Origin of the sequence: Streptomyces sp. NPDC057616 (assembly GCF_042800575.1) — a bacterium.
Taxonomy (GTDB): domain Bacteria; phylum Actinomycetota; class Actinomycetes; order Streptomycetales; family Streptomycetaceae; genus Streptomyces.
Genome location: NZ_JBHVGU010000014.1, coordinates 194752 through 214301, shown reverse-complemented (window position 1 = coordinate 214301; position 19550 = coordinate 194752). Strand labels below are relative to the sequence as shown.

16 protein-coding genes are annotated in these 19550 nt (G+C 72.4%); 11 read left to right on the top strand and 5 right to left on the bottom strand.

Annotated elements, in window-relative coordinates:
- Positions 1-49 precede the first annotated feature (49 nt).
- Positions 50-2329 (bottom strand): FdhF/YdeP family oxidoreductase, encoded by a 2280-nt coding sequence (locus ACFU97_RS19875; RefSeq protein WP_384258057.1) that lies wholly within the window; start codon positions 2327-2329, stop codon positions 50-52.
- Between the two features lie 134 nt (positions 2330-2463).
- Here ACFU97_RS19875 and polA point away from each other — a divergent pair, with 134 nt between their 5' ends.
- Both polA and ACFU97_RS19865 read left to right on the top strand, forming a co-directional pair.
- Entirely contained in the window at positions 2464-5190 is a 2727-nt protein-coding gene (gene polA / locus ACFU97_RS19870; RefSeq protein ID WP_384258055.1) for a DNA polymerase I, read from the top strand.
- 376 nt (positions 5191-5566) lie between these two features.
- On the top strand, positions 5567-5926 hold the full coding sequence (locus ACFU97_RS19865; RefSeq protein ID WP_384258053.1) for a hypothetical protein: 360 nt from the start codon (positions 5567-5569) through the stop codon (positions 5924-5926).
- On the opposite strand, the gene ACFU97_RS19860 is transcribed toward ACFU97_RS19865, so the two are convergent.
- Complete coding sequence (locus tag ACFU97_RS19860; protein ID WP_384258050.1) at positions 5892-6779, bottom strand: DUF4184 family protein; 888 nt, start codon at positions 6777-6779, stop codon at positions 5892-5894. The genes ACFU97_RS19865 and ACFU97_RS19860 overlap by 35 nt on opposite strands.
- Before the next feature lie 328 nt (positions 6780-7107).
- Between ACFU97_RS19860 and ACFU97_RS19855 the strand changes: the two genes are divergently transcribed.
- The 3 genes from ACFU97_RS19855 (at position 7108) to ACFU97_RS19845 (ending at position 10172) form a co-directional block, all read left to right on the top strand.
- Entirely contained in the window at positions 7108-8835 is a 1728-nt protein-coding gene (locus ACFU97_RS19855) for a lytic transglycosylase domain-containing protein (protein ID WP_384258048.1), read from the top strand.
- A 176-nt stretch (positions 8836-9011) separates the two neighbouring features.
- Complete coding sequence (locus tag ACFU97_RS19850) at positions 9012-9146, top strand: SPW_0924 family protein (protein WP_384258046.1); 135 nt, start codon at positions 9012-9014, stop codon at positions 9144-9146.
- Positions 9147-9179: 33 nt separating this feature from the next.
- Complete coding sequence (locus ACFU97_RS19845; protein WP_384258043.1) at positions 9180-10172, top strand: DUF3068 domain-containing protein; 993 nt, start codon at positions 9180-9182, stop codon at positions 10170-10172.
- Here ACFU97_RS19845 and hrpB read toward each other — a convergent pair.
- Both hrpB and ACFU97_RS19835 read right to left on the bottom strand, forming a co-directional pair.
- The gene (gene hrpB / locus ACFU97_RS19840) at positions 10162-12633 is read right to left on the bottom strand and encodes an ATP-dependent helicase HrpB (RefSeq protein ID WP_384258042.1); all 2472 of its coding nucleotides are present in this window, start codon (positions 12631-12633) and stop codon (positions 10162-10164) included. The two genes, ACFU97_RS19845 and hrpB, sit on opposite strands and share 11 nt — an antisense overlap.
- A 4-nt stretch (positions 12634-12637) precedes the next feature.
- Positions 12638-13450 (bottom strand): class I SAM-dependent methyltransferase, encoded by an 813-nt coding sequence (locus tag ACFU97_RS19835; RefSeq protein WP_384258100.1) that lies wholly within the window; start codon positions 13448-13450, stop codon positions 12638-12640.
- Between the two features lie 382 nt (positions 13451-13832).
- Between ACFU97_RS19835 and rpsA the strand changes: the two genes are divergently transcribed.
- The 4 genes from rpsA (at position 13833) to ACFU97_RS19815 (ending at position 17576) form a co-directional block, all read left to right on the top strand.
- Positions 13833-15329 carry a 30S ribosomal protein S1 gene (gene rpsA, locus ACFU97_RS19830; protein ID WP_384258040.1) on the top strand — a complete coding sequence of 499 codons (1497 nt, stop codon included), beginning with the start codon at positions 13833-13835 and terminating at the stop codon, positions 15327-15329.
- Positions 15330-15473: 144 nt separating this feature from the next.
- Entirely contained in the window at positions 15474-16412 is a 939-nt protein-coding gene (locus ACFU97_RS19825; RefSeq protein ID WP_384258036.1) for a PAC2 family protein, read from the top strand.
- 108 nt (positions 16413-16520) lie between these two features.
- The gene (gene coaE / locus ACFU97_RS19820) at positions 16521-17117 is read left to right on the top strand and encodes a dephospho-CoA kinase (RefSeq protein ID WP_384258034.1); all 597 of its coding nucleotides are present in this window, start codon (positions 16521-16523) and stop codon (positions 17115-17117) included.
- Between the two features lie 78 nt (positions 17118-17195).
- On the top strand, positions 17196-17576 hold the full coding sequence (locus ACFU97_RS19815; protein ID WP_384258031.1) for a tetratricopeptide repeat protein: 381 nt from the start codon (positions 17196-17198) through the stop codon (positions 17574-17576).
- Positions 17577-17588: 12 nt separating this feature from the next.
- On the opposite strand, the gene ACFU97_RS19810 is transcribed toward ACFU97_RS19815, so the two are convergent.
- A complete protein-coding gene (locus ACFU97_RS19810) occupies positions 17589-17864 on the bottom strand; it encodes a DUF6343 family protein (protein ID WP_384258029.1) in 276 nt (91 codons plus the stop codon).
- A 69-nt stretch (positions 17865-17933) separates the two neighbouring features.
- On the opposite strand from ACFU97_RS19810, the gene ACFU97_RS19805 reads away from it, so the two are divergent.
- Positions 17934-18833 (top strand): acyltransferase domain-containing protein, encoded by a 900-nt coding sequence (locus ACFU97_RS19805; protein ID WP_384258027.1) that lies wholly within the window; start codon positions 17934-17936, stop codon positions 18831-18833.
- 155 nt (positions 18834-18988) lie between these two features.
- Positions 18989-19435: a DoxX family protein gene (locus ACFU97_RS19800; RefSeq protein WP_384258025.1), complete on the top strand. Its 447-nt coding sequence runs from the start codon at positions 18989-18991 to the stop codon at positions 19433-19435.
- The last annotated feature ends 115 nt before the right edge of the window (positions 19436-19550 follow it).

The following is a 19550-nucleotide window of genomic DNA, read 5'->3' as shown; positions in this document are numbered from 1 at the left end:
GCCCTGCTCCGTTCGTCCTGATCAGTCGTCGAACCGACTGAGCAAACGCTCAGTCGGCTGCCGATTGTTCCAGACGTACGACGACGGACTTGCTGGCCGGGGTGTTGGAGGTGTCGGCGGTGGCGTCCAGCGGGACGAGGACGTTGGTCTCGGGGTAGTACGCGGCCGCGCAGCCGCGGGCCGTCGGGTAGTGCACGACCCGGAAGCCGTTCGCCCGGCGCTCGACGCCGTCCTTCCACTCGCTCACCAGGTCCACGTACGACCCCTCGGCGACCCCGAGCGTCCGTGCGTCGTCGGGATTGACCAGCACGACCCGGCGGCCGTTCCTGATGCCGCGGTAGCGGTCGTCGAGGCCGTAGATCGTGGTGTTGTACTGGTCGTGCGAGCGCAGCGTCTGCAGCAGCAGGCGGCCCTCGGGCAGCTCGGGGTACTCGACGGGCGCGGCGGTGAAGTTGGCCTTGCCCGTCGCCGTCGGGAAGCGGCGCTCGTCGCGCGGGGCGTGCGGCAGGGCGAAGCCGCCGGGGCGGGCCACGCGCGTGTTGAAGTCCTCGAAGCCGGGGACCACGCGCGCGATCCGGTCGCGGACCGTCGCGTAGTCCTTCTCGAACTCCTCCCACGGCACCGGGTCCTCCGCGCCCAGCACGCGGCGTGCCAGCCGGCAGACGATGGCCGGCTCGGACAGCAGGTGCCTGCTCGCGGGGTCCAGGCGGCCGCGGGAGGCGTGCACCATGCCCATGGAGTCCTCGACCGTGACGAACTGCTCGCCGCTGCCCTGCAGATCGCGCTCGGTGCGCCCGAGGGTGGGCAGGATCAGGGCCCGCGCGCCCGTGACCGCGTGCGAGCGGTTGAGCTTCGTCGAGACGTGCACGGTCAGGCGGGCGCGGCGCATCGCCGCCTCCGTGACGTCCGTGTCGGGGGAGGCGGATACGAAGTTGCCGCCCATGGCGAAGAAGACCTTCGCCTCGCCGTCGCGCAGGGCGCGGATCGCCTGGACGACGTCGTAGCCGTGCTCGCGGGGCGGCGCGAAGCCGAACTCGCGCTCCAGGGCGTCCAGGAAGGCCGGCGCGGGACGCTCGAAGATGCCCATCGTGCGGTCGCCCTGCACGTTGCTGTGGCCGCGCACCGGGCACACGCCCGCACCCGGGCGGCCGATGTTGCCGCGCAGCAGAAGGAAGTTGACGATCTCGCGGATCGTCGGCACCGAGTGCTTGTGCTGGGTGAGGCCCATCGCCCAGCAGACGATGGTGCGCTTCGAGGCGAGCACCATGCCGAGGGCCCGCTCGATCTCCTCGCGCGTGAGGCCGGTCGCGGCGAGCGTCTCGTCCCAGTCGGCGGCCTTGGCGGCGGCCGCGAACTCCTCGTAGCCGTGGGTGTGTTCGCGTACGAACTCCTCGTCGACCGCGCCGTCGGCGTCGAGGATCAGCTTGTTCAGGAGGCGGAAGAGGGCCTGGTCGCCGCCGATGCGGATCTGCAGGAACAGGTCGGTGAGCGCGGCGCCCTTGAGCATGCCCTGCGGGGTCTGCGGGTTCTTGAAGCGCTCGAGGCCCGCCTCGGGCAGCGGGTTGACGCTGATGATCCTCGCGCCGTTGGCCTTCGCCTTCTCCAGGGCGGTGAGCATGCGCGGGTGGTTGGTGCCCGGGTTCTGGCCGGCGACGATGATCAGGTCGGCCTTGTACAGGTCCTCCAGCAGGACGCTGCCCTTGCCGATGCCGATGGTCTCCGTGAGCGCCGAGCCGGACGACTCGTGGCACATGTTGGAGCAGTCGGGGAGGTTGTTGGTGCCGAGCCGGCGGGCGAACAGCTGGTAGAGGAAGGCCGCTTCGTTGCTGGTGCGCCCGGAGGTGTAGAAGACCGCCTCGTCCGGGGAGCCGAGCGCGGTGATCTCCTCGGCGACGATGTCGAAGGCGCGCTCCCAGCTCACCGGCTCGTAGTGCTCGCCGCCCTCGGGGAGATACATGGGGTGCGTCAGCCGGCCCTGCTGGCCGAGCCAGTAGCCGCTGCGGGCAGCGAGGTCGGAGACCGGGTGCGCGGCGAAGAACTCCGGGGTGACCCGGCGCAGGGTGGCCTCCTCGGCGACCGCCTTCGCGCCGTTCTCACAGAACTCCGCCGTGTGCCGGTGCTCGGGCTCCGGCCAGGCGCAGCCCGGGCAGTCGAAGCCGTCCTTCTGGTTGACGCGCAGCAGCGTCAAGGCGGTGCGCCTCACGCCCATCTGCTGCTGGGCGATGCGCAGGGTGTGGCCGATCGCGGGCAGCCCGGCGGCCGCGTGCTGCGGCTCGGCGACCTGCGGCGCGTCCTGGACCGGATCGCTCTGGGGTGGCTTCGTCGCCATCGCACACTCTCCTTCACCTGCACCTGCGCAGTACCCCTCCGATCCTCGCACGCGCAGGTGACGGCGCGGGCGCCAGGGAGGCCGCGGGGCGTGCGGAGGTCCGACTGTCAGTGGCACGTGGCAGGATCGGGGGCGTGGCAGAGACAGCATCGAAGAAGACCGAGCAGACCACCGACGGCACGCGGCCCCGCCTCATGCTCATGGACGGGCACTCGCTGGCCTACCGCGCGTTCTTCGCGCTGCCCGCGGAGAACTTCACGACCGCGACGGGCCAGCCGACGAACGCGATCTACGGCTTCGCGTCGATGCTGGCCAACACCTTGCGCGACGAGGCGCCCACACACTTCGCGGTGGCCTTCGACGTCTCCCGCAAGACCTGGCGCTCGCAGGAGTTCACGGAGTACAAGGCGAACCGCTCCAAGACGCCGGACGAGTTCAAGGGCCAGGTGGAGCTGATCGGCGAGCTCCTGGATGCCATGCACGCCTCACGCTTCGCGGTCGACGGCTTCGAGGCGGACGACATCATCGCCACCCTCGCCACCCAGGCCGAGGCCGAGGGCTTCGAGGTCCTGATCGTCACCGGCGACCGCGACTCCTTCCAGCTGGTCAGCGAGAACACGACCGTGCTGTACCCGACGAAGGGCGTCTCCGAGCTCACCCGCTTCACCCCGGAGAAGGTTTTCGAGAAGTACGGGCTGACGCCCGCGCAGTACCCCGACTTCGCCGCCCTGCGCGGCGACCCGTCCGACAACCTGCCGGGCATCCCCGGTGTCGGCGAGAAGACCGCCGCGAAGTGGATCAACCACTTCGGTTCCTTCGCCGAGCTGGTCGAGCGCGTCGAGGAGGTCAAGGGCAAGGCCGGGCAGAACCTGCGCGACCACCTGGAGTCGGTCAAGCTCAACCGCCGCCTCACCGAGCTGGAGCGCGGCGTCGAGCTGCCCAAGGCCGTCACCGACCTGGCCCGCGAGCCGTACGACCGCAAGGCCGTCTCGATGGTCCTGGACACCCTGGAGATCAGGAACCCCTCCCTGCGCGAGCGGCTCTTCGGCGTGGACCCCGGGGCCGAGGAGGCCGAGGCCGCGCCGGTCACGGCCGAGGGAGTGGAGCTGGACGGCGCCGTGCTGGGCACGGGCGAGCTGGCCCCCTGGCTGGCCGAGCACGGCGGTGACACCCTCGGCGTCGCCACCGTCGACACCTGGGCGCTCGGCACCGGCTCGGTCGCCGAGGTCGCGCTCGCCGCCGCCGGGGGAGCGGCCGGCTGGTTCGACCCCGCGCAGCTGGACGAGGCCGACGAGAAGGCGTTCGCGGCCTGGCTCGCCGACGCCGGCCGGCCGAAGGTCTTCCACAACGCCAAGGGCGCGATGCGGGTCTTCGCCGAGCACGGCTGGAGCATCGCCGGCGTCCGCATGGACACCGCCCTCGCCGCCTATCTGGTCAAGCCCGGACGCCGCTCCTTCGACCTGGACGCGCTGTCCCTGGAGTACCTGCACCGCGAGCTGGCCCCCGCCGCCGCGGCCGACGGCCAGCTCGCCTTCGGCACGGACGACGGCGCCGAGGCCGAGGCCCTGATGATCCAGGCCCGCGCCGTCCTCGACCTGGGCGAGGCCTTCGAGAGCCGCCTGGAGGAGGTCGGCGCGGCGGACCTCCTGCGGGACATGGAGCTGCCCACGTCCGCCCTGCTCGCCCGCATGGAGCGGCACGGCATCGCGGCCGACCGGGCCCACCTGGAGGCCATGGAGCAGATGTTCGCGGGCGCCGTCCAGCAGGCGGTGAAGGAGGCGCACGCGGCGGCCGGGCACGAGTTCAACCTGGGCTCGCCCAAGCAGCTGCAGGAGGTCCTCTTCGGCGAGCTGGCCCTGCCGAAGACGAAGAAGACGAAGACCGGCTACACCACGGACGCCGACGCCCTGGCCTGGCTCGCCACACAGACGGACAACGAGCTGCCGGTGATCATGCTCCGCCACCGCGAGCAGGCGAAGCTGCGGGTCACGGTCGAGGGCCTGATCAAGACGATCGCCGCGGACGGCCGCATCCACACCACCTTCAACCAGACGGTCGCCGCGACCGGCCGCCTGTCCTCCACGGACCCGAACCTGCAGAACATCCCGGTCCGCACCGACGAGGGCCGGGCCATCCGCCGCGGCTTCGTCGTGGGCGAGGGGTTCGAGTCCCTGATGACCGCCGACTACAGCCAGATCGAGCTGCGCGTGATGGCCCACCTCTCCGAGGACGAGGGCCTGATCGAGGCGTTCACCTCCGGCGAGGACCTGCACACCACGGCGGCGTCCCAGGTGTTCGCCGTCGAGCCGGCCGCGGTGGACGCGGAGATGCGCCGCAAGATCAAGGCGATGTCGTACGGCCTGGCCTACGGTCTGTCCGCGTTCGGCCTGTCCCAGCAGCTGAACATCGAGGCGGCGGAGGCGCGCGGTCTGATGGACGCGTACTTCGAGCGCTTCGGCGGCGTCCGGGACTATCTGCGCCGGGCCGTGGACGAGGCGCGGGCGACGGGTTACACGGCGACGCTGTTCGGGCGCCGCCGCTACCTGCCCGACCTCAACAGCGACAACCGGCAGCGCCGTGAGGCCGCCGAGCGGATGGCTCTGAACGCGCCCATCCAGGGCACGGCCGCGGACATCGTCAAGATCGCCATGCTCAAGGTCGACGGCGCGCTCCAGGAGGCGGGCCTCACCTCCCGCATGCTCCTGCAGGTCCACGACGAAGTCGTCCTGGAGATCGCCCCCGGCGAGCGCGCGGCGGCGGAGGAGATCGTCCGCCGCGAGATGGCCGACGCCGTCCGGCTGAGGGTCCCCCTCGGCGTCTCGGTCGGCGACGGCAGGGACTGGGAATCAGCCGCGCACTAGCCTGCGGCGGTCCGGCGGGGGCGGCGGGTGGGGAGCCCACGGGGACTGCAACTGCTGGCGCGCCCGCCCGCGCGCAGGGCTGCGGGGGAAGTCCCCGCCGCGGCGGCGGGCAACCGCGGCGACGCGGTCCGGCGGTGCTGTCCCTGCCGGGGCGGCGGCTTGTGTGCCCACCCGCGCGCAGGGCTGCGCGGGAATTCCCCGCCGCGGCAGCACGCAACCGCGGCGGGTGCCGGGCCCGCAGGGGGACTGTCGCCGACCTCAGCCGCACCCCAGCCGAGCCCCACCCGCACACCCCCGGCCAAAGCCCCGCAGGGCCCGTCACTCACGTGGCCCCCGCAAAGGCGCCGCCCCGGCGGGGGCTGTACAGGATGCGGGCATGGGTATACGCATGCTCAACCGCCGGCCGGCGAGAGCGCAGGCGAGTGCCGGGGCGGCGCCCATCGTGCCGCCCGCACCGGTGCCGGCCTTCGCAGCCCGCGCAAGCACCGCCCGCATCCCCACCGACCTCAAGGTCGTCCTGCGCCGCACCGCGGCGGACCTCCGGCGCCGGCTGCGCCGTATCGCGACGGGCGGCGCGGAGCCGCCCACCTGGCGGCTGTGGGCCGGCCTCGGCCGCAGCTACGTGACCAACCTCGTCGGCCGCGTCCGCCGCAGCCGCTCCGCGCGCCGCGTCACGGTGTTCGTCGTGACCGCCCGCACCCTCAGCGACCGGCCGGACGGCCGTCCCCGGCGCTGATCCGCTCCGGCCGCGCGGCCGGCGGCGCCGGGCGCCACACCCTGGTCCCGGCCCCGTGGAGCAGCAGCCCGAGCACCAGCCCCGCGCCCGCTCCGAAGCAGACGGTGGGAATCAGCTCCCACGGCTTCGCCGTCGACCCCCAGTACGCCCACCACCGGGTCGCGCGCTGCACCGCGCCCACGACACCGCACCCGCCGATCACGACACCGGCCCACCACCGGTCCCGTACCGAGAGGAAGGGGACACCCGCCGCCCCCGGCCCGCCCGCCCCCGGCCCGGCCGCCCCCGTCCCCACCGGCACCCGCCGCACCGCCCGCACCAGCCACACGGCGATCACCACCGCGGCCACCGCCGAGCCGCCGTACTGGAGGTACCAGTACAGCGGGAAGCCCTCGAACTCCCGGCCCAGCACGGGAAACAGCCGCATCCCCCACCGGTCGAGATGCGTGAACGCGTCCCAGACGACGTGCGTGAGCGCGCCCAGCGCGGCCGACACGTACCACCGCACGGCCAGCGACGGACGGACCCGCGCCCGCGGCGCGCCACACCGCAGCAGCGCGGCCGGCCGCGGCTGCCAGGACCGCGGCAGCAGCGCCACCAGCGGCTCGCGCACCAGCAGCCACAGCCACACCAGAGCCCAGGCCACCAGCACGTCGACCGTGAAGACACCGGGGAAGGAGTGGGTGGCGTCCCCGAACTCCATCGCCCCGGACACCGCACTCGCCGCGTAGTACGTCATGTCGGGCGCGAAGGAACCGGCCACGAGCACGGCCGGGACCAGCCCGCCCCGGCCGCTCCCGTCCGCGCGTACGCCGGGCAGTACCGCCGCCGCATGGCTCAGGGTGAACGGCAACTGGGCTCCTCACACCGGACGTTGCCCGGACGGCCGGCCCGGGTGATCGCTTCGGTCCAGTATGCGGGCGTTGCCCCCGGGCCAATCGCACATGGCCAACTGGTGAAAACCGGGCACGAACGGCTCCCGGTGCAAAGGAAGTTGTCGTAGGGTCGCCTGGGTCACCGTGCCAGGTGCGCGGTCGAACAGGAGAACCAAAAGAAAAAGACAAGACTCGACGGCCCGTGAAGGCAACCCGATCGCCCGGTCGCTCGTCACACCTGGGGCGGGCGGACACGCTCGGCAGACGAAGACGGACGCTCGCGCGTCCCTGGGAGGGGTTCACTCTATGGCGGCGCAATTCGGCAGGAGGCTGTGCAAGGGGGCGGCGACCACCGCCGTCGCGGCGGCCGCGGTCGCGGCCCTGTCCGCATCCCAGGCTCCGGGAGTCACCGCCGACGACCACGGCAGACGGACCGCCTCCGACGCGCAGCCCTCTCCCGAAGCGACCGCCACCGGTGAGGGCGGCGCGACCGGCAACTCGCCGTACTACACGGATCTGCCGCCCCTCAACAGCCCGAGCCCGTCGCCGTCCGCGAGTGCCACGCCTGTGACCCCGGGCCCCTCCGAGTCCGGCATCCCCGCGACGGTGCTCGCCGCCTACAAGAAGGCCGCGGCCGAGCTGGGCTCCTCCAAGCCGGGCTGCAACCTGCCCTGGCAGCTGCTCGCGGCGATCGGCAAGGTCGAGTCCGGCCAGGCCCGCGGCGGCCGGGTCGACGCGGACGGCACCACGCTCTCCCCGATCCTCGGCCCGCAGCTCGACGGCAACGGCTTCGCGCTCATCAAGGACACCGACGGCGGCAAGTACGACGGCAACAGCTCCTACGACCAGGCCGTCGGACCCATGCAGTTCATCCCCTCCACCTGGGCGTGGGCGGGCCGCGACGGCAACGGCGACGGGGTCAAGGACCCCAACAACGTCTACGACGCCGCCCTCGCCGCAGGCCACTACCTGTGCCGCAACGACTGGAACCTGGCCGAGCAGACGGGCCTCAACAGCGCGATCCTCAGCTACAACAACTCGCAGGACTACCTGAACCTCGTCCTGTCGTGGCTGGAGTACTACCGCAACGGCACCCACGAGATCCCGGACGGCACCGGCACGATCCCGTCCAACCGCAGCGACGGCCACCGCAACACCGGTTCCAAGCCGTCGACATCGCCCCACGGGAAGCCCTCGCACACCCCGGGCCACGCGCATACCCCCACCACGCCGCCGTCCGGCACGCCGGACACGCCCGGCGGCTCGCCCGGCACGCCGGGCAGCCCGTCGCCGACGCCGACCGACACCGTCGACCACCTGGCGAACTCGGGCACCGGCACGCTCACCGCGATGGCCGGCGACGCCTTCACGCAGAAGGTCGGCGCCAAGGCCGTGACCAAGGCCGGCAAGGCCGTCGCCAAGGTCCGCATCCGCTTCACCGTCACCGGTGACACCGACGCCACCTTCACCGGCGGCGAGAAGGTCGCCACGGTCGTCACCAACAGCACCGGCGTGGCCGTCGCCCCCGCGCTGCAGGCGGGAGAGAAGACCGGCGCCTTCACCGTCCGCGCCACGGTCGTGGGCCGTTCGGTCGCGGGGATCGACTACAAGGCCACCGTCACCGAGCGCGTCGCCGACACCGTCGTCCGCACCAGCGACACCGCGCTGACCTGCACCCCGGGCGGCGAGTTCGCCGAGCAGGTCGGGGTGAAGGCCACGAACAAGGGCGCCGTCGCGGACAAGGTCGCGGTCACCGCCACCCTGATCAAGTCCAAGCTCGACGCGACCGCGAACGACAAGGGCCCCTACTTCAAGGACGCGGACGGCAAGACCGTACGCACCCTGACGGGCCTGAAGACGGACGCCAAGGGCCTGCTGACGCTGCCGAAGCTGTACTCCGACGACACCACCGGCAGCTTCATCCTGCGCATCACCACCGCGGGCGGCGCCAACCTCGACGTCGAGCTGACCGTGGCCGCGGCCGACTCCTCGACGAGCCCGTCGCCCAGCACGTCGGCGAGCCCCTCCGCGTAACGCCTCACCCGAGGGCGCCCCTCCGCTTCGGCGGACGGGGCGCCCTCGTCCGTGTGCAACGTGTTCTCATCTCGGCCGCCCGTTGCTACGGTGCCGGACCTGACGAGGTATCAGTTCCGCCCCGCCCCAGCCCCGTCCCGTGCCCCAGCCCCGTTCCAGTCCGTCGGGAGGCAGGAATGCGCGCCCTGATCGCCGCCGCGACCGGTCTCGCCGTCGCCCTCGCGCTGATCCTCACGATCACCGCGATGGGGTCGCCGACGGGAAAGACGTCCCCGAAACCGCTGCTGACGACGGTGCCGTCGCACCCGTAGCCCGCACGTCAGCCGTCCGCCCGGGAGGCCGAGATGCGCCGCAAGGCCAGTCTGGTCCTGCTCGCCTTCGCCGTGTTCTTCGCGGCCCTGTCCCCGCTGCTGCGCTGGTACGCCTTCCCGCGCCTGGCCAAGATCCCCGCCGACCAGTACCAGGACATGGTCCTGGAGGCGAAGGGCGCGACCCTCCTCGACTACGGCACGATGAAGGCGCGCAAGGTCTCCAAGGTCACCATCGTGCAGACCCTCAAGGGCAATGTGGAGGCCGGGAAGAGGATCGAGCGGACGGCGGGCCGGGACGTCGTCGTCTGGGACGGCCTCTCCTACGTCCAGGGCCCCGACGGCAAGATGGTCTCCGAGATCCCCGAGCGCTACATCTTCGACGCCCACAGCCAGGACCCCGTGCACGCCACCGGCGAGATGGTCGACGGCGACCCGGTGAAGCGGGACGGCATCGAGTTCAAGTGGCCCTTCCTGACCCAGAAGCGCGACTACGAGTACTTCGACGCCCAGACCCGCACCACGAACCCCATCCACTACAAGGGCACGCAGAACTTCCGCGGCCTGAAGGTCTACTACTTCGAGCAGACCGTCCCCTGGACCAAGGTGCCCTTCCCCAAGGTCATGCCGGTCAAGGGCATCACCCCAGAGTCGGTCGCCAGGACCGGCACCACCCGCTGGTACACGACGGTCCGGAGGTTCTGGGTCGAGCCCACCACCGGAGCGCCCGTCTACGGCGAGGAGATCCACAAGGAGGAGCTGCGCGGCGGCACCCTCCTCGGCGGACGCGACAAGGTGACGGCCTTCGCCGGGCACGTGAAGATGCGCGAGGACTACATCGAGCACACCGTCGCCCTGGTCAAGTCCAACCGCACCCTCGTCCTGCTGCTGACGTCGTACCTGCCCTGGGGCTTCCTGATCCTCGGCACCCTGCTGCTCTCCCTGTCGCTGTGGCTGGAGGCCCGCGGCCGCCGCCCGGCCGACCCGGAACCGGCCGAGTCCTCGGCACCGGAACCGGTCAGCGCCTGAGCCGCGCGTTGGTGTGCCGCGTCGGCTCGGCCGTCGCCGGGTCCTCGGGCCACGGATGCTTCGGATACCGGCCGCGCAGCTCCGCCCGTACGCCCTTGTAGCCGTCCCTCCAGAAGGAGGCGAGGTCGGCGGTGACGGCGGCCGGGCGGCCGGCGGGGGACAGGAGGTGCACGAGCAGCGGCACGCCCGCGACGGCCGGCGACGCGTGCAGCCCGAACATCTCCTGCAACTTCACGGCGAGCACGGGCTGTTCGGGATTGCCGTAGTCGATCCGGATCCTGGACCCGCTCGGCACGGCGATCCGCTCCGGCGCCAGCTCGTCCAGCCGGGCCGCCTCCCCTGAGGCCCACGGCAGCAGCCGGCCGAGCGCCTGCCCGGCGTCGATGCGCGCGAGGTCGGCGCGTCGCCGCGCCCGGCCCAGCTCGGGTTCCAGCCACTCGTCCACGCGCGCGTGCAGCGCGTCGTCCGAGACGTCCGGCCACGGCTCCCCGAGGTGCAGCCGCAGAAAGGCGAGCCGCTGCCGCAGTACGGCCGCGTCGGGCGTCCACCGCAGCAGCCCGAACCCTTCCTGCCGCAGCCCCTCCACCAGCGCCTCGCGGACCAGCGCGGGATCGGCGTCCGTCAGCGGCCGTGCCGCCAGCTCGATCGCGCCCAGCCGCTCCACCCGCCGCGCCACGACGTCCCCGTCCGCCCAGTGCACCTCCTGGTCCGCGGAGTACAGCGAGGCCGCCGCCGAGCGGGCCATGTCCTCGTCCACCACGGCGGCGAGCTGCACGCGCGCGTGCCCCTTGCCGACGGGACGGTCCGCGACGGCCACGGCGATCCAGTCGGCGCCGCGTAGCGGGCTGCCGTCGCGCAGCTCGGCGCGCGTCCCGGAGGCCATGAGATAGGAACCCCCGTCGGCCTTGGCCACCCGCTCGGGGAAGGCCAGCGCGGCGACGAGGCCCGCGGTGCGGTCGTCCGCCGCCGCCGTGCGCTCGCCGTCCCGCGTCAGCCGGCGGACCTCCGCCCGCCACCGCGCCGCGTAGGCGTCACCGCCGCGCCGGGCCGTGCGCACCGCGGCCGCCAGGTCGTCCCCGTACTCCCGCGGCGCCTCCTCGGACAGCAGCGCGACCACTTCGGCACCCTTGCCGGAGGTGTCCAGCAGTGCCCGCCCCAGCCGCGGGTGCAGGCCCAGCCGGGCCAGCCGCAGGCCCCGCTCCGTGGCCCGCCCGGCCGAGTCCACCGCGCCGACGGCCGCCAGCACCTCCCGTGCCGCCGCCATCGCCCCGCCCGGCGGCGGATCCAGCAGCGCCAGCCCGGACGCGCCGGGATCGCCCCAGCAGGCCGCCTGGAGGGCGAACGCCGTCAGGTCGGCCACCTTGATCTCCGGCGCCGGGAACCGCGGCAGCCGGGCGTCCTCGGCCTCGGCCCAGCACCGGTACACCGCGCCGGGCGCCTCCCGCCCGGCCCTTCCCGCCCGCTGCCGCCCGGCCGCATGCGAGGCCCGCACCGTCGTCAGCGCGCTCAGCCCGCGCGCGTGGTCGACCCGGGGCTCGCGCGCGAGGCCCGAGTCGACGACCACCCGGACGCCCGGAACCGTCAGCGACGACTCGGCCACCGACGTGGCGAGCACGACCCGGCGCCGCACACCCGGCGCCAGCACCGCGTCCTGCACGGCGGCCGGCGCGCGTCCGTGCACCTGGAGCACGTCGACGCCGCCGAGCTGCCCCAACTGCCCCGCCACGCGCGCGATCTCGCCCACGCCCGGCAGGAAGCACAGCACGTCCCCGTCCCGCTCGGCCAGCGCCCGCCGCACCGTCGAGGCCACATGCGTCAGGAGCGCCGGATCCACCCGCATCCCGTGCGGCGGCCGCACCGGCCGCTGCGGCGGCGCCCACACGACCTCGACCGGGTGCGAGACTCCCGCCGCCTCGACGACGGGCGCTCCGCCCAGCAGCCGCGCCCACCCCTGGGCATCCGTCGTCGCCGACGCGGCCACCAGCCGCAGCTCCGGCCGCAGCGTCTCCCGTACGTCCCACAGGAAGGCCGCCGCGGTGTCCGCGTCCAGATGCCGCTCGTGGCACTCGTCGAGCACCACCACGTCGACGCCCGTCAGCTCCTGGTCGCGCTGGAGCCGCTGGAGAAGCACACCGGTCGTGACGACCTCCACGCGCGTGTGCCGCCCGCCGACCCGCTCGCCGCGCACGGTGTACCCGACGCTCGCACCGGCCCGCTCGCCCAGCAGCCAGGCCATCCGCCGGGCCGCCGCCCGCGCCGCGATCCGCCGCGGCTCGGCGACCACCACGCGCCGCGCGGGCCCGTCACCCAGCAGTCCCGCCAGCTCCAGCGGCACCAGCGTCGTCTTGCCGGTGCCGGGCGGCGCGACCAGGACGGCCGTGCCGTGCCCCTCCAGCGCCTCGTCCAGAGCGGGCAGCGCGCCGCGTACGGGCAGCGCGTCCAGAGCGTCGTAGCGGATCACCCGCTCAGTCTCGTACGCAGACGAAGACGGCCGTCCCCGGGATCAGGTTTCCGCGCAGCGGCGACCAGCCGCCCCACTCCGAGGTGTTCCAGGCCGGCCACTCCGGCTCGACCAGGTCCACCAGCCGCAGGCCCGCCGCGACCACGTCCCGCACCCGGTCGCCGATCGTGCGGTGGTGCTCGACGTAGACGGCGCGGCCCTGCTCGTCCTGCTCGACGTAGGGAGTGCGGTCGAAGTACGAGGCGGAGACGCTCAGCCCCTCCGGTCCGGGCTCGTCCGGGAAGGCCCAGCGGATGGGGTGCGTGACCGAGAAGACCAGGCGGCCACCCGGACGGAGCACCCGGTGCACCTCTTTCAGCACCAGCACCGGATCGGCGACGAACGGCAGCGCCCCGTACGCCGAGCACACCAGGTCGAAGGAGCCGTCCGCGAAGGGCAGCTCACCCGCGTCGGCGCACACCAGGGGGAACGGGCCGCCGATGCGCAGCGCGTGCTGGAGCTGGCGGTGCGAGATGTCCAGCGCGACCGGGCGGGCGCCCTGGCCGGCCAGCCAGCGCGAGCACTGGGCGGCGCCGGCGCCGATCTCCAGGACGTCCTTGCCCTTGAGAGCCTCCGGCGGGCCGAGCAGCTCCGCCTCCACCTCGTCCAGGCCCTCGGGGCCCCACACGAAGCGGTCGTCGCCGAGGAACGTGCCGTGCTCGACCTGGTACTCGTCCGCGTTCCTGTCCCACCAGCCCCGGTTGGCCCGGGAGCTCTCGGCGACGCCGGCCGTGCGGCGGGTCGCTTCGGGTTCGAAGGCTTCGGCCTCTTGGATGATCGGCTCCCTCGTCGTACTCTTCCGTCACCTTCGCGGTGGCGCGGGCCCTTCCGGCCGTGTCACGGAAGGGGTCTGCCGGACCCTGCGTGGCCTCCGGAGACAGTTCTTGTGCCGGGTATGGGGCGATCCGCCCCGGGTGTGCGCGTTCGTGCGTTGACCCTGTCCGGCTGCCCCCGTATGCTACAAGTTGCGCTGCGGGCCTGCGCACCTCAGACGTAGCAGGCTGCGCTCGCATCTGTTGTATGTCCCCTCGGTTGTCGAGGCGCCGCCATCAGAATCTGGTGGGGCGCTTCCTTGGCTGTCCGGCTTCTTCAGAGCGAAACGGGCTCCCGGCGTAAGCAGTACCTACGACTTCAATGTCCGTACCGGAGCCCTTTCCCACATGACGAGCAGCACCGAGACCACCGCCACCACCCCGCAGGTTGCGGTCAACGACATCGGTAACGAGGAAGCCTTCCTCGCCGCGATCGACGAGACGATCAAGTACTTCAACGACGGCGACATCGTCGACGGCGTCATCGTGAAGGTCGACCGGGACGAGGTCCTGCTCGACATCGGTTACAAGACCGAAGGTGTCATCCCGAGCCGAGAGCTCTCGATCAAGCACGACGTCGACCCGAACGAGGTCGTCGCCGTCGGTGACGAGATCGAGGCCCTGGTCCTCCAGAAGGAGGACAAGGAAGGCCGCCTGATCCTCTCGAAGAAGCGCGCCCAGTACGAGCGTGCCTGGGGCACCATCGAGAAGATCAAGGAAGAGGACGGCATCGTCACCGGTACCGTCATCGAGGTCGTCAAGGGTGGTCTCATCCTCGACATCGGCCTCCGCGGCTTCCTCCCGGCCTCCCTGGTCGAGATGCGCCGCGTCCGCGACCTCCAGCCCTACGTGGGCAAGGAGCTCGAGGCCAAGATCATCGAGCTGGACAAGAACCGCAACAACGTGGTCCTGTCCCGCCGTGCCTGGCTGGAGCAGACCCAGTCCGAGGTCCGCCAGACGTTCCTCACGACCCTCCAGAAGGGTCAGGTCCGCTCCGGTGTGGTCTCCTCGATCGTCAACTTCGGTGCCTTCGTGGACCTGGGTGGCGTCGACGGTCTGGTCCACGTCTCCGAGCTGTCCTGGAAGCACATCGACCACCCCTCCGAGGTCGTCGAGGTCGGCCAGGAGGTCACGGTCGAGGTCCTGGACGTCGACATGGACCGCGAGCGCGTCTCCCTGTCGCTGAAGGCGACCCAGGAAGACCCGTGGCAGCAGTTCGCCCGCACCCACCAGATCGGCCAGGTCGTGCCCGGCAAGGTCACGAAGCTGGTTCCGTTCGGTGCGTTCGTCCGCGTGGACGAGGGCATCGAGGGCCTGGTGCACATCTCCGAGCTGGCCGAGCGCCACGTGGAGATCCCGGAGCAGGTCGTCCAGGTCAACGACGAGATCTTCGTCAAGGTCATCGACATCGACCTCGAGCGCCGTCGCATCAGCCTCTCGCTGAAGCAGGCCAACGAGGCCTTCGGTGCCGACCCGGCCACGGTCGAGTTCGACCCGACCCTGTACGGCATGGCCGCGTCCTACGACGACCAGGGCAACTACATCTACCCCGAGGGCTTCGACCCCGAGACCAACGACTGGCTCGAGGGCTACGAGACCCAGCGCGAGGCGTGGGAGCACCAGTACGCCGAGGCGCAGCAGCGCTTCGAGCAGCACCAGCAGCAGGTCATCAAGAGCCGCGAGGCCGACGCCGCTGCCGCTGCCGAGGGTGGCGACAACGCGGGTGCGGCTCCGGCCGCGTCCGGCGGTTCGTACTCCTCCGAGGGCCCGGACAACTCCGGCGCGCTGGCCTCGGACGAGGCGCTTGCCGCCCTGCGTGAGAAGCTCGCCGGCGGCCAGAGCTGACCGCTCGCCGCTGAGCTTGGCCCGTAGCTGAGGGGCCGCACCTTTCGAGGTGCGGCCCCTCGGTGCTGTCCGGAACGGCCGGGCCGGGAATGAGCCTGGTCCAGGGCGTGTTGAGACGTACGAACACGAGGAGGAGCGGTCACAGTGCTTGATCCGCAGGGTTTGTACGCATGGGAGCCGAAGGGCCTGGCCGTGGTCGACATGGCGCTCGCCCAGGAGTCGGCCGGTCTGGTCATGCTCTACCACTTCGACGGATACATCGACGCGGGCGAGACCGGCGACCAGATCGTCGACCGGGTCCTCGACTCGCTGCCCCACCAGGTCGTCGCCCGCTTCGACCACGACCGGCTCGTGGACTACCGCGCCCGCCGGCCGCTGCTGACCTTCCAGCACGACCGGTGGACCGACTACGAGGACCCCACCATCGAGGTCCGGCTCGTCCAGGACGCCACCGGAGCGCCCTTCCTGCTGCTGTCCGGCCCGGAGCCGGACGTGGAGTGGGAGCGCTTCGCCGCCGCCGTCCAGCAGATCGTGGAGCGGCTGGGCGTGCGCCTGTCCGTGAACTTCCACGGCATTCCCATGGGCGTGCCGCACACCCGCCCCGTGGGCCTGACCCCGCACGGCAACCGCACCGACCTGGTCCCGGGCCACACCAGCCCCTTCGACGAGGCGCAGGTCCCCGGCAGCGCCGAGTCGCTGGTCGAGTACCGCCTCATGCAGGCCGGGCACGACGTCCTCGGGGTCGCCGCGCACGTGCCGCACTACATCGCCCGGTCCACGTACCCGGACGCGGCCCTGACCGTTCTGGAGGCCATCACGGCGGCCACCGGTCTGGTGCTGCCCGCCATCGCGCACTCGCTGCGCACGGACGCGCATCGCACGCAGACCGAGATCGACCGGCAGATCCAGGAGGGCGACGAGGAGCTGACCTCGCTCGTCTCGGGCCTGGAGAACCAGTACGACGCCGTCGCGGGCGCCGAGAGCCGGGGCAACATGCTCGCCGAGCCCGTCGAGATCCCCTCGGCGGACGAGATCGGCCTCGAGTTCGAGCGCTTCCTGGCGGAGCGCGAGGGCGACAACTGACCTCCGGCGGTCCTGCCGCCGGATCCAGGCCCTGGGGGGTGTCGGACCATTCCGGCCTGCCCTCAGGGCGGACGACGGGAATCGTCGGACAGCCCTATGCTTCCGTTCATGCTGAAGGTGGGTCTGACCGGCGGAATCGGTGCCGGCAAGAGCGAAGTGTCGCGGCTGCTCGTCGAGTGCGGTGCCGTGCTGATCGACGCGGACCGCATCGCTCGGGAGGTGGTCGCGCCCGGGACGCCCGGTCTGGCCGCGGTGGTGGACGCCTTCGGGGAGGAGGTGCTGGCCCCCGACGGCGGTCTGGACCGGCCGAAGCTCGGCTCGATCGTCTTCGCCGACCCGGAGAAGCTGGCCGTTCTGAACTCGATCGTGCACCCCTTGGTGGGCGAGCGCTCCCGTGAGCTGGAGGCGGCGGCCGGGGACGCGGTCGTCGTCCACGACGTACCGCTCCTCACGGAGAACGGCCTGGCCCCGCTGTACGACCTGGTGATCGTCGTCGACGCCCGCCCCGAGACCCAGCTCGACCGCCTCGTGCGGCTGCGCGGCATGACCGAGGAGGACGCCCGCGCGCGGATGGGCGCCCAGGCGACCCGGGAGGAGCGCCGCGAGATCGCGGACGTCGTGATCGACAACGACGTGCCGCTGGAGGAGCTCCGGGGCCGGGTCAAAGAGGTCTGGGCGGAGCTGGAGCGCCGGGCGCGGGCGTAGCACTGGCGTCACGGCAGTCACAGGAATAGCGGCCCTGGCAAGGGCGTTGAACCCTGTCAGTGAGGGAAGGACTGAGCCGTGCCCGAGACCAGCGGTTCGACCGGACGTACTCCGGAGACGCATGTCATCGACTTCCGTGCCGCCGAGCAGCTGCTCAACGCACGGGACCCGCGGGGCGCGGTGAAGTTGCTCGACGGAGTCATCGCCGCGCACCCCGAGAACACCGCCGCCCGGCTGCTGCGCGCGCGTGCCTTCTTCGCCGCCGCCCAACTGCGGCCCGCCGAGCTGGAGTTCACCATCGTGCTGGAGCGCGAGCCGGACAACGCCTTCGCGCACTTCGCGCTCGCGCGGACCTTCGAGCGCCGCGGCGAACGCGACCAGGCCAAGCGCCACTTCAGGCTGGCGGCCGCGCTCGACCCCAACCCCCAGTACCTGAAGGCGGCGCGTTTCGAGTCGTGAGGCGGGCGCCCGCTAGCGCACCCGGCCCTCCGGCGGCCGGTACGGCGGGACGTCCCGGCCCGGCTGGTAGTGCGGGCCCTGGCGGATGTGCCGTACGACGACGGCCAGGTCGACCGTGATCACCAGCCACAGCACGCCGCAGACGGCCGCCCACCCGGGATGGCCCGACAGCGCGAAGGCCACCGTGCCGAAGACCGCCCACAGCAGCCCCCACACGCTCAGCCAGAATCGCGCCCGCAGTGCACTGCGCGCGGTCGTCGGCTCACTGCCCGTACGCATCGGGATCATCGCTCCTCAAGGCAACGTACTCTTCGGGACGGACGTTCACCAAGGGCAACGGGACCAGGAGGTGGCCGCGTGCTGCCGGATGCCGATGAGCTCGCCGAGGTGCTGCTGGACCTCGCTGTACCGCACGAGGACATCAACGCGCTCGTCCGGATGGGCCGGCGCGTGACCGACGACCCGGAACTGCTGCGGTTCCTGGAGGGGTCGGTGGACGAGCTGGTCCGCGGGATGGGGGAGGTCGGCGGCGCGGTGGACCTGCCCCAGCTCGACTGGGCGTCGGGGCCGCTCCAGCGCTGCTTCCCGGTGTACGTGTTCGTCGCCGCCCTGCCGTTCACGCGCGCGTACCACCGCGCCCGGGGCGTCCCGGACGACGTCTCCCGGCGCACCCTCGCCGACCTGGGGCGGAACATGGCCGTGCACCGCAGGCGGCACGGCCGGGCGGGCGTACAGGCACCCTGGTGGCTCACCCGGCACTTCCGGGGCGAGCTGTACCAGCTCGGGCGGCTGCAGTTCGAGCGCACGCGGCCCGGGCAGCGCACCGCGCGGACGCTCACCGCGGCCGGCCTGGACCTGACGGACGGGGCGCTCTGCCTCAACCTCCACATCCCGGACCACCTCGGCCCGCTCTCACCGGCGTCCTGCGAGCGTTCGCTGGCACTGGCGGCCGAGTTCTTCGCACGGCACTACCCCGAGGAGAAGTTCCGGGCCGCGCTGTGCCACTCCTGGCTGCTGGACCCGCAGTTGAGGGAGTACCTTCCGGCCGGCTCCAACATCCTGCGGTTCCAGGACCGCTTCCGCCTCGCCCGCGACGAGCGGGAGCAGGCCGACACGGAACCCGTCCAGTTCGTGTTCGGCGACCCGGAGCTGCCCGTCGCGACCCTGCCGCGGCGCACGGCGGTGGAGCGGGCGGTGGGCGACCATCTGAGGGCGGGCGGGCACTGGTACATCGGGCACGGGTGGTTCCCGCTCTGAGGCGGTGTGCACGACGAGGCGGTGCGCGCGACGGTCTCCCCTCCGGCGCGGCGTCCACGAAAATCCGCGCGGAGGCGATGAGTTACGCGGCGAGGGCCGGTCTACCCCCGTGACAGCAGCACGCACCGCTTCCACGGCTTCCACAGGAGAACCCCATGTCCGAGACCACCGCTCGCGTCGCCTCCGCCCCCGTCATCGCCGAGTCCGCGACCGCCCGCGGCCGCCGCGCCCGGATCGCCCTGCGCACCGTGCAGGTCCTGATCGCCCTCTTCTACGCCGTCGCGAGCGCCCTGCCCAAGCTGATCGGCAACCAGTACGCCGTAGACGCCTTCGACAAGATCGGCTGGGGCAGCGCGGGCATGTACACCATCGGCGCGCTCGAACTGGCCGGCGGCGTGGCCCTGCTGATCCCGGTGCTCCAGTCGGTCGCCGCGGTCGCGCTCAGCGCGCTCATGGTGGGCGCGTTCGTCGTCCAGATGACCGTCTTCGGCGGTGAGAACGCGGCGACCCCGCTCATCCTGATCGTGCCGCTCGCCCTGATCGCCTGGGCCCGCCGCGGCTCCAACGCCGATCTGCTGCGGCTGGTGCGACGACGGTCGTGAGCCACACCCACCACGTTTCCACGGCGGTGGGGGGGGGGGGGGGGCGAGGGGGGGCGGGGGTGGGTTTTTTGGGCCCTGGGGGGGGGGGGGGCGCGGGGAAGGCCCCCCCCCGCCC

Coding starts and splice junctions, on each gene's coding strand:
- ACFU97_RS19875 (WP_384258057.1), bottom strand. CDS start 2,329: ATGGCGACGAAGCCACCCCAGAGCGATCCGGTCCAGGACGCGCCGCAG.
- ACFU97_RS19865 (WP_384258053.1), top strand. CDS start 5,567: ATGGGTATACGCATGCTCAACCGCCGGCCGGCGAGAGCGCAGGCGAGT.
- ACFU97_RS19855 (WP_384258048.1), top strand. CDS start 7,108: ATGGCGGCGCAATTCGGCAGGAGGCTGTGCAAGGGGGCGGCGACCACC.
- ACFU97_RS19850 (WP_384258046.1), top strand. CDS start 9,012: ATGCGCGCCCTGATCGCCGCCGCGACCGGTCTCGCCGTCGCCCTCGCG.
- ACFU97_RS19845 (WP_384258043.1), top strand. CDS start 9,180: ATGCGCCGCAAGGCCAGTCTGGTCCTGCTCGCCTTCGCCGTGTTCTTC.
- rpsA (WP_384258040.1), top strand. CDS start 13,833: ATGACGAGCAGCACCGAGACCACCGCCACCACCCCGCAGGTTGCGGTC.
- coaE (WP_384258034.1), top strand. CDS start 16,521: ATGCTGAAGGTGGGTCTGACCGGCGGAATCGGTGCCGGCAAGAGCGAA.
- ACFU97_RS19810 (WP_384258029.1), bottom strand. CDS start 17,864: ATGATCCCGATGCGTACGGGCAGTGAGCCGACGACCGCGCGCAGTGCA.
- ACFU97_RS19800 (WP_384258025.1), top strand. CDS start 18,989: ATGTCCGAGACCACCGCTCGCGTCGCCTCCGCCCCCGTCATCGCCGAG.